Consider the following 14,401-nt stretch of genomic DNA (forward strand, 5'->3'; position numbering starts at 1 on the left):
TGTTGGCTGTGCTAACATGACCGGCTTTACGCGACGGTGTATTCGGGCCGATCAAAGCCTGCGGCTTTGCGGCGCGCAACACCGACTGCCAGTCCGTGGGATGCCGTTTCACAGGCCGTCGTCGAGACGGCGCCGGGGGCGTTTCGCACCACCAGAACAAGTCTATGGCCGACGTCGCAAAAGAGATTCTCTCGATCAACCTCGAAGACGAGATGCGCCAGTCGTATCTCGACTACGCGATGAGCGTCATCGTCGGACGCGCGCTGCCGGATGTGCGCGACGGTCTCAAGCCGGTGCATCGGCGTGTGCTGTATGCGATGCGCGAGCTGTCCAACGACTGGAACAAGCCATACAAGAAATCGGCCCGTGTGGTCGGCGACGTGATCGGTAAGTATCACCCGCATGGCGATTCGGCCGTCTACGACACGATCGTACGCATGGCGCAGGATTTCTCCATGCGCTATGTCCTGGTCGACGGTCAGGGCAACTTCGGCTCGATCGACGGCGATGCGCCGGCGGCGATGCGCTATACCGAAGTGCGTATGGCCAAGCTCGCCCACGAGATTCTGGCCGACATCGAGAAGGACACCGTCGATTTCATCCCGAACTACGACGAGTCCGAATCCGAGCCGGCGGTCCTGCCCACGCGGCTGCCGAACCTGCTGGTCAACGGCGGCACCGGCATCGCGGTCGGCATGGCGACCAATATTCCGCCGCACAATCTGGTGGAGATCATCAACGCCTGCCTGGCGCTGATCGAGAACCCGGAGATCGATGTCGCCGGCCTGATGGCGCACGTGCCCGGGCCGGATTTTCCGACCGCGGCCATGATCAACGGCGCCGACGGCATTCGCGAAGCCTATGAAACCGGCCGCGGGCGGATCTATATGCGCGCCCGGGCCCATTTCGAGGACGTCGACGAGCGCGGCAAGCAGTCGATCGTGGTCACCGAGCTGCCCTATCAGGTCAACAAGGCGCGATTGCTGGAAAAGATCGCCGAACTGGTCAAGGAAAAGCGTATCGAGGGAATCACCGAGCTGCGCGACGAGTCCGATAAGGACGGCATGCGCATGGTCGTCGAGCTGCGCCGCGGCGAGACGCCCGAAGTGGTGCTCAACAATCTCTATCGACATTCGTCGATGCAGACCGTGTTCGGCATCAACATGGTGGCGCTGGACGACGGCCAGCCGCGTACGCTCAACCTCAAGCAAATGCTCGAGGCGTTCATTCGCCACCGGCGCGAAGTCGTCACCCGGCGTACGCAGTTCGAGCTGGCCAAGGCACGTGCCCGTGCGCACGTGCTGGAAGGGCTGACCATCGCGCTGGCGAACATCGACGAGGTGATCGCGCTGATCAAGGCCTCGAGCGGGCCGGCCGAGGCGCGCGAGGCGCTGGTCGCCAAAACCTGGCCGCCCGGGCAGGTCGTGGACATGCTCGAGCGTGCCGGGGCCACTGCCTCGCGCCCGGCCGACCTGGATGCGGCGTTCGGCCTGCAGGACAGCGGCAGCTATCGCCTGACCGAGACCCAGGCCCAGGCGATCCTGGATCTGCGCCTGCATCGGCTCACCGGGCTCGAGCAGGACAAGATCATCGAGGAGTTCGAAAAGCTGCTCGATGCGATCGCCGACTATATCGAGATCCTGTCGAGCATGGCGCGCCTGTTCGAGGTCATCACCGAAGAGCTCGAGGCGATCAAGCGCGACTACGGCGATGCCCGAAAGACCCAGATCCTGGATCACCATGTCGATCTGACCACGGCTGACCTGATCACGCCCGAGGATGTGGTCGTGACCCTGACCCACGAGGGGTATGTCAAAAGCCAGCCCCTGGACGCCTATCGAGCCCAGCGCCGCGGCGGCCGCGGCAAGTCGGCGACCGCGACCAAGGACGCCGATTTCATCGACAAGCTGTGGGTCACCCACACCCACGACACGCTGCTGTGCTTTTCGTCGGCTGGCAAGGCCTACTGGCTGAAGGTCTACGAGCTGCCCAGCGCCGGTCGCGGCGCGCGCGGCAAGCCGATCGTCAACCTATTGCCGCTGGAATCCGACGAGCGCATCAGCCAGGTGCTGCCGATCAAGGATTTCGCCACCGGCGAAAACGTCTTCTTCGCCACCCGCAGTGGCACGGTCAAGAAGACCGCGCTGGAGCAGTTCTCGCGACCACGCAGCAACGGCATCATCGCGATCGATCTCAGGGACGACGACGCGCTGGTCGGCGTGGATCTGACGTCTGGCCAGGGCGACGAAGTGATGTTGTTCGCCTCCCACGGCAAGGTGATCCGCTTCGGTGAAGAGGACGTCCGCTCGATGGGCCGCACGGCCGCCGGCGTACGCGGTATTCGCCTGCCGGATGCTCAGGCCAAGGTCATCGCGCTCATCGTGATCCGTGACGGCGAAATCCTCACCGTCACCGAACATGGCTACGGCAAGCGCACGCCGGTCGACGACTATCCGCTGCGCGGCCGCGGCGGCCAGGGCGTGCTCGCACTCAAGCAATCCGACAAGACCGGCTCGGTGGTCGGCGCGACGCAGGTGCTCGACGACGACGAGATCATGCTGATCTCGAACATGGGCACGCTGATCCGTACCGCGGTGGCCGAGATTTCGGTGCTGGGCCGCAACACGCAGGGCGTGCGCATCATTCGCGTGGCCGACGACCAGCATCTGGTGGGCGTCGACCGTATCGCCGTGGACGAGGACGAAGACGGCGCATCCGATGTCGATGAGCCGAACGAATCGGCCGCGGACGACGATCGCTCGACCGGAGGCGCCGCTGCGCCGGGCGATCACGACAACGACACGGACAGCGAGTAGCATCGCGCCGTATTCACAGCAATCGGGAGAACCAGTTCCAATGGCACGTGTTTACAACTTCAGTGCAGGCCCGGCGACGCTGCCGGTCGAGGTTCTAGAAAAGGCGCAGGCCGATCTGCTGGATTGGCAGGGCTGCGGGATGTCCGTGATGGAAATGAGCCATCGCGGATCGGAGTTCGTGTCCATCGCCGACAAGGCGCGCGCCGATCTCAAGACCCTTCTCAACGTGCCCGACGATTACAGCATCCTGTTCCTGCAGGGTGGGGCGGCCGGCCAGTTCGCGGGCGTGCCGCTGAACCTGATGGGTGATTCGTCCAAGGCCGATTACGTCATCAACGGCAGCTGGGGCAAGAAGGCGGTCAAGGAGGCCGGCAAGTTCGGCGATGCCCAGGTCGCGGCCAATTCCGCCGTGGATGGCAGCTTCACCGACGTGCCGCCGCGTGGCGACTGGCAATTGCGTGATGATGCGGCCTATGTGCACTACACGCCCAACGAGACCATTGAAGGCATCGAATTTCCGGACGTGCCCGACACGGGCGACGTGCCGCTGGTGGCCGACTGGTCATCGGCGTTCTTGTCCAAGCCCATCGACGTATCCAAGTTCGGGGTCATCTATGCCGGGGCCCAGAAGAACGCCGGGCCGGCCGGCATGACGCTGGTGATCGTACGTAACGACCTCATGGGCAATCCGCAGAAAGGCGTGCCCATGGTGCTCGACTACAAGCAGCAGGCCGACGCCGACTCCATGCTCAACACGCCTTCGTGCTTTGCCTGGTACATGTGCGGGCTGACGTTCGAGTGGATCCTCGACAACGGCGGTCTGGAAGGCATGGCCGAGCTCAACGCGAAGAAGGCGAAGACGCTGTACGAAGCCATCGACGGCTCCGACTTCTATCGTAATCCGGTAGCGGCCAAGGCGCGTTCACGCATGAACGTGCCGTTCCTGCTTGCCGACGAAAGCCTGAACAAGAAATTCCTCGCCGAGGCCGAGGCGGCCGGGCTGTCCACGCTCAAAGGCCATCGATCGGTCGGCGGCATGCGCGCATCCATCTACAATGCCATGCCGCAGGCCGGCGTCGACGCGCTGGTGGACTTCATGCGTGCCTTCGAAAAAGACAACGGGTAGAACACGAATCCGCGGTTTTCGCCGACCCTGCCAGCGGTGGACGATATGGCGTGCAAGCGCTGGCGCCGGCGTCTTCTGCGGTTCGTTTTCTTGGTAAGAATCTGCCGACAAGGGTTTCTATGACATTCAAGGTTCAGACACTCAACAGCATTTCGTCGAAGGGCCTCGATCGCCTGCCGCGCGAGATCTATGAAGTGGCCTCGGAGCTGTCGCGGCCGGATGCGATCATCCTGCGTTCGCACAACATGCACGACATGGATATCGCCGATAGCGTGCGTGCCATCGGCCGCGCCGGTGCCGGCGTCAACAATATCCCCGTGGCCGACATGACCAAGCGCGGCGTGCCGGTGTTCAACGCCCCGGGCGCCAACGCCAACGCGGTCAAGGAACTGGTGCTCTCCGGGCTGTTGCTGTCGTCGCGCAATATCATTGGCGCCTGGCGCTATGTCGAGGAGCTCACCTCTACGGGCGATGCGCTCAAGAAGGAGGTCGAGGCCGGCAAGAAGCGCTTCAAGGGCGTCGAGCTGCCGGGCCGTACACTGGGTGTGGCCGGTCTGGGCGCGATCGGCGTGCAGGTGGCCAACGCCGCACGCGATCTGGGTATGAACGTGCTCGGCTTCGACCCGGGCATCACCGTCAACAACGCCTGGCGCCTGCATGCCAACGTCTCGCAGGCATTGTCGGTCGACGAGCTGCTCTCGCGTTCGGACTACGTGTCCCTGCACGTGCCGCTGGTCGACGATACACGCGGGCTGATCGATGCCAAGCGGCTCAAGCTCATGCGCAAGGACGCCGTGCTGCTCAATTTCTCGCGTGCCGAGATCGTTGACGAGGATGCCGTGCTGGGCGCACTGGAATCCGGCCGACTGGCCTACTATGTCTGCGATTTTCCCTCGGAGAAACTGCGGGGCCACGATCGCGTGATCACGCTGCCGCATCTGGGCGCGTCCACCGACGAGGCCGAGGACAACAGTGCGGTCATGATCGCCGATCAGCTCCGCGACTATCTGGAAGTCGGCAATATCCGCAATTCGGTGAACTTTCCCGAAGCGATCATGCCGCCGACCTCGCATGCGCACCGCATCGTGGTGGTCAACCACAACGTGCCGAACATGGTCGGCCAGATCTCCTCGACGCTCGCCCGTCACAAGCACAACATCGCGGATCTGCTGAACAAGTCCAAGGGCGAGATCGCCTATACGCTGGTCGACGTCGACGCCGCGGTGGCCGACGAGGCACTCGATGAGCTCAAGGGCATCGAAGGCGTGCTGTGCGTGCGCTATCTCGGCGCCGTGGGCAGCGACGTCGAGTAGGGCCGGTCGCATGAGTTCATCCGACGATGCGGCCCTGGCCTCGGCGCGACAGCGTATCGATGCGCTGGACGAACAGATCCAGCAGCTGATCGCAGAGCGGGCCGGCGTGGCGCTGGACGTCGCCCGTATCAAGCAGTCCCAGGGGCGCAGCGACTTCTACCGGCCCGAGCGCGAAGCGGATGTACTCAAGCGAGTGGCCGCACGCAATGACGGGCCGCTGACGGATGCGACGATCACGCGGCTGATGCGCGAGGTCATGTCGGCCTGCCTGGCGCTCGAATCGCCGCTCAAGGTCGCTTATCTCGGCCCGGAAGGTACCTATACCCAGGCCGCGGTCTACAAGCACTTCGGGCATGCCGTGAACGCGCTGCCGATGGCGGCGATCGACGAGATCTTCCGCGAGGTCGAGGCAGGCAACGCTGATTTCGGCGTCGTGCCGGTCGAGAACTCGACCGAGGGCGTGGTCAGCCATACGCTCGATCAGCTGGTCGGCAGTACGTTGTCGATCTGTGGCGAGGTCGCGCTCGCGGTGCATCATCACCTGCTGTCGAACGCGCGGGATTTGTCTCGCGTCAAGCGGGTGGTCGCGCATGCCCAGTCGCTGGCCCAGTGCCGCAAATGGCTGGACAGCCACTTGCCCGGCGTGGTGCGCGAGGCGGTGGCCAGCAATGGCGAAGCGGCTCGCATGGTGGCTGGCGAACGCCAGGCCGCGGCGATCGCCGGGCGCGCCGCCTCGGAGTTCTACGAGCTGGGCATTCTGGCATCCAATATCGAGGACGAGCCCAACAACACCACGCGTTTTCTGGTGCTGGGCAAGCAGCGTGTACCGGCCACGGGCTCCGATATGACCTCCATCCTGGTCGCCATTCGCAACCAGCCGGGCATGCTGCATCGTCTGCTCACGCCGGCCGCGGATGCGGGCGTGGATCTGGCGCGGATCGAGTCGCGGCCTTCCCGCCGCCAGGCCTGGGATTACAATTTCTTTATCGATATCGAAGGGCACGCCGACGAAGAGCGGGTCCGGCGAGTGATCGAGGCCATCGAAAGCCAGGCGGCCATGCTCAAGGTGCTCGGCGCCTACCCACGCGCGATCAGCCCCGAGCACGGCTAGCACGCGCGCATGGCCGCGCGGCGGCGTATCGTAACGTGTGACGGGCCACGCGGCGTCCGGCCGTGCCGGCTCCGCAGCAGACAAGCAACCATCGACCGACTCGCCCCGGCAGCCGGCCGAAGCAAGGACAAAAGACCATGACCGCCACAGTCAGCGATCAGGCGCACGACGGGATTCGTTCGCTGCACACCTACGTACCGGGCAAACCGATCGAGGATCTCAAGCGCGAGCTCGGGCTGGACTCGATCATCAAGCTGGCTTCGAACGAGAATCCCCTCGGCACCTCACCCAGGGCGCTGGCGGCGCTGCGCGCGTTCGACGGCGATCTGTATCGCTACCCCGACGGCAGCGGCTTTGAACTCAAGGCCAAGATCGCCGCTCGTCATGGGGTCGAGCCCTCTTGCGTTACGCTCGGCAACGGTTCGAACGATATTCTCGAACTGGCCGCGCGGGTGTTTCTGGGCCCGGGCAAGAACGCGGTGGTCTCGCAATATTCGTTTGCGGTGTATCCGATCGTTGCGCGCGCGGTCAACGCCGAGGTGCGCGAGGTGCCGGCGCTGGGGTCGGCGGCCGACATGCCGTGCGGCCACGACCTCGAGGCGATACAGGCGCGTATCGATGAACACACGGGCGTGGTCTTTCTGGCCAGCCCTAACAATCCGACCGGCACCTGGTTGGCCGCCGCGGCCGTCGAGGCCTTCCTCGAAGCCGTTCCGGCGACAACGGTCGTGCTGCTCGACCAGGCCTATGTCGAATACCAGACAAGCGCCGAGCAACCGGATGTGCACGCCTGGCTGGCGCGTTTTCCGAACCTGATCGTCACGCGCACGTTTTCCAAGATCTACGGCATGGCGGCGCTGCGCTTCGGCTATGGTCTGTCTTCGTCCGACGTGGCGGATTATCTCAACCGGATCCGGCAGCCGTTCAACGTCAACATGCTCGCCATGCACTGCGCGGCCGCCGCGCTGGACGATGATGACTTCATCGAGCGTTCGATCGCTAGCAACACGGCCGAGCGCAGCTCACTGGTACGTGAACTCACGGCCCGCGGTCTGGATTGTCTGCCGTCACAGGCGAACTTCATCACGTTCGACTGTCATCAGGCGTCCGCGCCGCTGTACGACGCCCTGCTGCATGAGGGCGTGATTGTGCGGCCGTTGGCCAGTTACGACATGCCCGAACATCTACGCGTGACCGTGGGCACGGCAGAAGAGAACCGCCGGTTCCTCGACGCGCTCGATACGGTGCGGAATTCCGCATGACCGGTACCGACGATGCCTTCGCGGATACGCCGGTCGCGATCGTCGGCCTGGGGCTGATCGGCGGGTCGATCGCACGCGGACTCCGCCAGGCAGGGCACCGCGGCCGGCTGACCGGTTGTGTTGTCGACGCCGCTGACGTCGCCACCGCGGAACGCCTCGGCCTGGTCGATCATGTGTCGACCGAACTCGGCGAGGCGGTCGCCGGCGCGGCGCTCGTCATCGTGGCCGTGCCCGTGGGCGCAATGGCGTCGGTGTTCGCAGAGCTGGGCGCGCATCTGGGCGCCGATACCGCGGTCACCGACGTCGGCAGCACGAAGATGTCGGTGATCGCGGATGCCCGGGCCGGCCTGGGCAAGGCCATCGGCCGGTTCGTGCCGGGCCATCCGATTGCGGGCACCGAGCACAGCGGCCTCGAAGCCGGGGTGGCCGGCCTGTTCAACCAGCGTCGGGTGATCCTGGCGCCCACGCCCGAGACCGATGCCGATGCGCTGGCCCGTGTCGAAGCATTCTGGCAATCGCTCGGCGCGCAGATCAGCGAAATGGATGCCGCCCACCACGACGAGGTTCTGGCCGCGACCAGCCATCTGCCGCACGTACTCGCCTTCGCCCTGGTCGATACGCTCGCGCGCATGGCCGAACGAACCGAGATTTTCGCCTATGCGGCCGGCGGCTTTGCCGATTTCACCCGGATCGCATCCAGCGATCCGGCCCTGTGGAGCGATATCGTGACCGCCAACCGTCAAGCGATCGGTCCGGTGCTGGATCGATATATCGGCGATCTGGAACAACTCCGGGCTGCCATCGCGGCTCATGACGGCGATACCCTGGTCGCGGCGTTCGGCCGCGCCAAGCAGGCGCGCGACCGGTTCGCGCAACGATCCACGAACGACAAGGCTTGAGCATGCGTCAATTCGAAGTCGCCGCAGGCGGCTCGCTTGCCGGCACCCTGCGCGTACCGGGCGACAAGTCGGTCTCGCACCGCGCGATCATGTTCTCGGCGATCGCCGAGGGCAGCTCTCGCATCACCGGGTTTCTGGAAAGCGCGGATTGTCTGGCCACCCTGAAAGCGTTCGAGTCCATGGGCGTGGATTATCGAAGCGAAGGCGACGCGCTGATCGTCGACGGCCGCGGCCTGCACGGGCTCTGTGCGCCCTCCGGCGCGCTGGACCTGGGCAACTCGGGCACGTCCATGCGCCTGTTGTCCGGCCTGATGGCAGGCCAGAGCTTCGATAGCGTGCTCACCGGCGATGCCAGCCTGTCGCGGCGGCCGATGCGCCGGGTGATCGATCCGTTGACCCGCATGGGCGCGCGGATCAGCGCGCAGGATGGCGAGCGTGCACCGCTGACCATCCACGGCGGCCAGACATTGCAGGCCATCGACTACACGCCGCCGGTGGCCAGCGCCCAGATCAAGTCGTGCGTGCTGCTGGCCGGTCTCTATGCACAGGGCACGACGACGGTCCATGAGCCGGGCGTCAGCCGTGATCATACCGAACGCATGCTCGATGCTTTCGGTGTACGCCTCGAGCGCGAAGGCGCCACGCTCAGCCTGGCCGGCGGCCAGCCGTTGCATGCGTTCGACGTCGCGGTGCCCGCGGATCTGTCTTCGGCCGCGTTTTTCCTGGTCGGGGCCTGTATCGGCCACGGCAGCCGCCTGCGCCTGACCGATGTCGGCATCAACCCTACGCGCCGTGGCGTCATCGACATCCTGCAAGCGATGGGTGCGCGGATCACGTTGTCCAACGAGCGCCTCCAGGCCGGCGAGCCCGTCGCCGACATCGACGTGCAGGCCAGCGACCTGCACGGTATCGATATTGGCGCCGACATGGTCGAACTGGCCATCGACGAATTTCCGGCCCTGTTCGTGGCCGCAGCCTGTGCACGCGGTACCACCCGGCTGACCGGCGCGGCCGAGCTGCGGGTCAAGGAGTCGGACCGTATCGCGGTGATGGCCGAGGGGTTGCGCACGCTCGGCGTCGAGGTCAGCGTGGCCGACGACGGAATGACCGTCGTCGGCCGGCCCGATGCCGACGCCTTTCACGGCGGCCGGATCGCCAGTCACGAAGATCACCGCATCGCCATGGCCTTTGCCATGGCCGGTCTGCGCTCCTCGGCGCCGATCGTGATCGACGACTGCGACTACGTCGATACCTCGTTCCCAGGGTTCGTGGCGCTTGCTCGTGGTGTGGGCCTTTCGATCGCGGCACGGCAGGCTTCGTGAGTCAGTCGGACACACCGGTCTTGACGCTGGACGGGCCGGGCGGGGCCGGGAAGGGCACGCTCGCCTCAGCGCTGGCGGCCGAACTCGGCTGGTTTTTGCTCGACAGTGGCGCGCTGTACCGCCTGGTCGGGCTGATCGCGCTGCGAGAGGGCCTGAACCCGGATGAGCCGGACGACTGTGACATCGCGCGCGAACGAGCGCGTCGTCTGGATCTGCACTTCATGCCGGATACCGGCGCCGGCCAGCGGGTCCTGCTGGCCGGAGAGGACGTGACCGACCTGATCCGTACCGATGCGATCTCCGATGCGGCCTCCAAATGGGCGGTGCAGCCGGCGATTCGGAGCGCGCTGCTCGAACGTCAGCGCGATTTCGCGGTCGCGCCCGGCCTGATTGCCGATGGTCGCGACATGGGCACGGTGATCTTCCCGGACGCGGGTCTGAAGATCTATGTGACCGCCTCGGCCGAGGAGCGGGCGCAGCGGCGCTTCGATCAGTTGTCGGCTACAGGCGTTGATGCTAGTCTTTCGCGGATATATCGAGAGATATTGGATCGTGACGCCCGCGACGCCTCGCGGGCCGTTGCGCCATTGAAGCCGGCGGCCGATGCCCATGTCATCGATACCACCGGTGAAACCGTGGCCGCGTCGCTTGAGCGAGTGCGTGGTCTGGTTCGCGAAAAGGGCTGGCTCTGAGGTTCGGGCCAGCGGTTTAAGGACCGGCAGCGGCGCAACGCCACTGACCGGATTGTTTACTCAACCACCGACGGCACGTTCGCTTTGTGCCGCAGGATTTATCCCCACCCATGTCTGAAAGTTTCGCTGAGCTATTCGAGCAAAGTCTGCAGGGTCGCACCATGCAGCCCGGATCCCTGATCAACGCAGAGATCCTGGAAATCAAATCCGATGTGATCATCGTCGACGCCGGGCTCAAGTCCGAAGGCGTCATCCCCATCGACGAATTCTACGACGACAACGGAGAGATCTCCGTTGCCGAGGGCGACAAGGTCGAGGTCGCGCTGGAGGCCGTCGAGGACGGCTTCGGTGCCACTCGCCTGTCCAAGGAAAAAGCTCAGCGTATCCGTACGTGGGACTTCCTTACCGAGGCCTACGAGAACAGCGAGTCCGTGGTCGGTCAGATCAGCGGCAAGGTCAAGGGCGGCTACACTGTCGACGTTGGCAACATCCGCGCGTTCCTGCCGGGTTCGCTGGTCGACGTGCGCCCGGTGCGCGACACCACCTACCTCGAGGGCAAGCCGCTCGAGTTCCGTGTCATCAAGCTCGACCGTCTGCGCAACAACGTGGTCGTCTCGCGTCGTGACGTGCTCAAGGAAGAGTACAGCGAAGAGCGCAAGCAGCTGCTCGACACGCTTCAGGAAGGCATCGTGCTCAAGGGCATCGTCAAGAACCTGGTCGACTACGGCGCGTTCGTGGACCTGGGTGGCATCGACGGCCTGCTGCACATCACGGACATGTCCTGGAAGCGCATCAAGGATCCTACCGACGTGGTCAACGTCGGCGAGGAGATCGAGGTCAAGGTGCTCAAGTTCGATCGCGAGCGCACCCGTGTCTCGCTCGGCCTGAAGCAGCTGGGCGACGATCCGTGGGTCGATATCGCGCGTCGCTATCCCGAGCACACCCGTCTGTTCGGCAATGTGACCAACATCACCGATTACGGCGCATTCGTCGAAATCGAATCCGGTGTGGAAGGCCTGGTCCACGTCTCCGAAATGGACTGGACCAACAAGAACGTCAACCCGAACCAGATCGTCAACGTCGGCGACGAGGTCGAGGTCATGGTGCTCGAGATCGACGAGGAGCGTCGTCGTATCTCGCTGGGCATGAAGCAGTGCAAGTCCAATCCGTGGGAAGACTTCGCCGCGGCCCACCAGCGCAACGACAAGGTCACCGGTCAGATCAAGTCGATCACCGACTTCGGCATCTTCGTCGGCCTGCCGGGCAACATTGACGGCCTTGTGCATCTGTCCGATCTGTCCTGGAACGAGCAGGGCGAAGAAGTGGTGCGCAACTACTCGAAAGGCGACGAGGTCGAAGCCGTGGTGCTGTCGATCGACGCCGATCGCGAGCGTATCTCCCTGGGGATCAAGCAGCTGGCACAGGATCCGCTCGGCAACTTCGTCGCCGATCATCCCAAGGGCAGCGTCGTCTCCGGCAAGATCGACACGGTCGATGCCCGTGGCGCCACCGTGGACCTCGGCAACGATGTGGTCGGTTATATCCGTGCCTCGGATATTTCGCGCGACCGTGTCGAAGACGCGCGCACGGCCCTGTCGGAAGGCGCAGAGGTCGAAGCGCGTTTCGTCGGTGTCGATCGTCGCAACCGTACGATCAGCCTGTCGATCCGTGCCAAGGATGAGAAGGACGAGCAGCAGGCGCTGCGCGATTATGCCGATACGGATGCCTCGACCGGCACCACCAGCCTCGGCGAGCTCCTCAAGGAGCAGATCGACGCCAGCGATCGCAATAACTAAAAAAAGGCGGCCGGAACGCGGGGTGCTTGCGTGCGCCCCGCGTTTTAACTAGCCTTGATATCAGCAGGGGATGCGCCGGTCGGCGCATACATCGGGGGCGGCGTTTCAGGGAGAGCGCTGGATGACAAAATCGGAGCTGATCGAACGGCTGGTCCAGCGTCAGGCGCATATGTCCCACCGGGACGTGGAACTCGCCGTGAAGTTGCTGTTGGATGACGTAATCGCGGAACTGGCCGACGGTGGCCGGGTCGAGATACGCGGATTCGGCAGTTTTTCGGTACACCATCGGCCTGCGCGGCGTGGCCGCAACCCGAAGACGGGTGAGTCGGTCGATATTCCGCGCAAGTATGTGCCGCACTTCAAGCCCGGCAAGGAACTGCGCGAACGCGTGAACAACAGCCATTCTTAAAAGGTTCTGACGATTCGATGGCCCGTATGGCGGCGGGTCGGACGAGCCTGTCAACGGGATTTCAATGCTGCGACTGATACGTAACCTGATCGTGATCCTGGGGCTGGTCGTGGGTATCGCCTTCGGTTTCTTCAATTTTCAGCCGGTCGATATCGACCTGCTGTTTACCAGTACCGAGGCGCCGCTGGTCGTGATCCTGGCGATCGTGTTCGTGGTCGGTCTATTGCTGGCCGGCATCGTCGCGATGGGCAAGATCGCCCGTCTCAAGCGTCGCCTGTCGGGCGCGCAGCGCCGGCTCAGGGACGCAGAAGCCGAAATCTCGAATCTGCGGAGCATGCCTATTCACGATGCTTGACGGCATCGGTTGGCTGTCTCTGGCGCTGCTGCCGGTCGCAGCCGCGTCGGGCTGGTACGTGCGCGGACGTGCCAAAGGCGATGAAAAGCCGGCACCGCCGGTCAACGCCGATTATCTCCGCGGCATCAGTCAGCTGGTCAACGACGACGCCGACCAGGCGATCGCGACTTTCTCGCGTCTGCTCGAGATCGATAACGACACCGCCGAAACACACCTGGCGCTCGGCAATTTGTTCCGTCGGCAGGGTGAGGTCGACCGTGCCTTGCGTATGCACCAGAACCTGGTCGCACGGCCGAATCTGAAACCTCTGCACCGCAATCAGGCGCGCTACGAGCTCGCCCAGGACTATCTGCGGGCGGGCGTGCTGGATCGGGCCGAAAATCTGTTCCGAGAGCTGGCCGATCAGAATCTGTTCCTGGACCGCTCGCTGTCGGGACTGATCGCCATCTACGAGCAGGAAAGAGACTGGGAACAGGCGATCTCGATCACACGCCGGCTGGAGCAGGTGCGCGGTACGTCGCTGCGGCCGGTCATCGCCCAGTACTACTGCGAGTTGGCCGAACAAGCGCGGGGTAGCCATTCGCCGGATGTCGCACAGAAAATGCTCAAGGCGGCACGCCAGTCGTTTCGCGATTGCGCTCGTGCCAGCCTCATCGGCGGGTTGATGGCAGAAAAGGCCGGCGACCCCCAGCGCGCGATGCGTATCTATCGCCAGGTGATACGGCAGGACGTCGATTTCATCAGCGAGATCATCGAGCCGATGCGCCGTTGCTACGACACGCTCGAGCAGCCGGACGGATACGCGGCATTCCTGCGCGAACTGATGCCGCTCTACGACGGCGCACATCCTCACGTGGCCTATGCGCGTCATCTGCATCGCCAGCGCCAGACCGACGAGGCTATCGCCCATATCTCGCGTTATCTGCAGTGCGAGCCGAACTGGATCGGCTTCTATCATCTGCTGGACCTGACCTGGTCCCAGACGCGCCGCGGGTTATCCGGGCCGATGGACAGCCTGCGCCAGTCGCTCGGCCAGATCATCGAACGCCAACCTACCTATCATTGCGGGCAGTGTGGCTTTTCCGGGCGCTACCTGCACTGGCAGTGTCCAAGCTGTCGGCAGTGGAACACCATGGTCCCGGTCCGGGACGTACGGCCCGGACAGCCGGTCAGCGCGCGTCAGGGGCGGAGCGCGGCCTGACTCCTGCCGTGGATTGACGGGTGTCATCGCGGGCCGAGCCGGGCGTGCGCATGGTAACTGGGTCGGCGAGCCTGCCGCGTGGCCGCATGATCGGCGCCG

12 protein-coding genes are annotated in these 14,401 nt (G+C 64.4%); all 12 read left to right on the plus strand.

All coding sequences use genetic code 11. From position 1 onward, the window contains the following. Positions 1 to 164: 164 nt before the first annotated feature. The 12 genes from gyrA to lapB all read left to right on the plus strand — a co-directional run bounded on the left by gyrA (position 165) and on the right by lapB (position 14,302). Positions 165 to 2,816, plus strand: a complete 2,652-nt coding sequence (gyrA, locus tag T31B1_RS16515) for a DNA gyrase subunit A (protein ID WP_353250624.1) — start codon at positions 165 to 167, stop codon at positions 2,814 to 2,816. Between the two features lie 40 nt (positions 2,817 to 2,856). After that, a complete protein-coding gene (gene serC / locus T31B1_RS16520; RefSeq protein ID WP_353250625.1) occupies positions 2,857 to 3,942 on the plus strand; it encodes a 3-phosphoserine/phosphohydroxythreonine transaminase in 1,086 nt (361 codons plus the stop codon). A gap of 119 nt (positions 3,943 to 4,061) precedes the next feature. Beyond that, entirely contained in the window at positions 4,062 to 5,255 is a 1,194-nt protein-coding gene (locus T31B1_RS16525; protein WP_353250626.1) for a phosphoglycerate dehydrogenase, read from the plus strand. Positions 5,256 to 5,265: 10 nt separating this feature from the next. After that, a complete protein-coding gene (pheA, locus tag T31B1_RS16530) occupies positions 5,266 to 6,366 on the plus strand; it encodes a prephenate dehydratase (RefSeq protein ID WP_353250627.1) in 1,101 nt (366 codons plus the stop codon). 137 nt (positions 6,367 to 6,503) lie between these two features. Then, on the plus strand, positions 6,504 to 7,628 hold the full coding sequence (gene hisC / locus T31B1_RS16535; RefSeq protein WP_353250628.1) for a histidinol-phosphate transaminase: 1,125 nt from the start codon (positions 6,504 to 6,506) through the stop codon (positions 7,626 to 7,628). Beyond that, a complete protein-coding gene (locus T31B1_RS16540; protein WP_353250629.1) occupies positions 7,625 to 8,527 on the plus strand; it encodes a prephenate dehydrogenase in 903 nt (300 codons plus the stop codon). The genes hisC and T31B1_RS16540 overlap by 4 nt, the downstream gene beginning before the upstream one ends. Positions 8,528 to 8,529: 2 nt before the next feature. Next, the gene (aroA, locus tag T31B1_RS16545) at positions 8,530 to 9,849 is read left to right on the plus strand and encodes a 3-phosphoshikimate 1-carboxyvinyltransferase (RefSeq protein WP_353250630.1); all 1,320 of its coding nucleotides are present in this window, start codon (positions 8,530 to 8,532) and stop codon (positions 9,847 to 9,849) included. Continuing rightward, positions 9,846 to 10,541 (plus strand): (d)CMP kinase, encoded by a 696-nt coding sequence (gene cmk / locus T31B1_RS16550; RefSeq protein WP_353250631.1) that lies wholly within the window; start codon positions 9,846 to 9,848, stop codon positions 10,539 to 10,541. Before aroA ends, cmk begins: the two co-directional genes overlap by 4 nt. 110 nt (positions 10,542 to 10,651) lie before the next feature. Then, the gene (gene rpsA / locus T31B1_RS16555; RefSeq protein WP_353250632.1) at positions 10,652 to 12,337 is read left to right on the plus strand and encodes a 30S ribosomal protein S1; all 1,686 of its coding nucleotides are present in this window, start codon (positions 10,652 to 10,654) and stop codon (positions 12,335 to 12,337) included. A 121-nt stretch (positions 12,338 to 12,458) separates the two neighbouring features. Beyond that, a complete protein-coding gene (locus T31B1_RS16560; RefSeq protein WP_353250633.1) occupies positions 12,459 to 12,746 on the plus strand; it encodes an integration host factor subunit beta in 288 nt (95 codons plus the stop codon). 64 nt (positions 12,747 to 12,810) lie between these two features. After that, a complete protein-coding gene (locus T31B1_RS16565; protein ID WP_353250634.1) occupies positions 12,811 to 13,101 on the plus strand; it encodes a LapA family protein in 291 nt (96 codons plus the stop codon). Further along, complete coding sequence (gene lapB / locus T31B1_RS16570) at positions 13,094 to 14,302, plus strand: lipopolysaccharide assembly protein LapB (protein ID WP_353250635.1); 1,209 nt, start codon at positions 13,094 to 13,096, stop codon at positions 14,300 to 14,302. The genes T31B1_RS16565 and lapB overlap by 8 nt, the downstream gene beginning before the upstream one ends. The last annotated feature ends 99 nt before the right edge of the window (positions 14,303 to 14,401 follow it).

The sequence above is a fragment of the Salinisphaera sp. T31B1 genome, from assembly GCF_040361275.1.
Taxonomy (GTDB): Bacteria; Pseudomonadota; Gammaproteobacteria; order Nevskiales; family Salinisphaeraceae; genus Salinisphaera.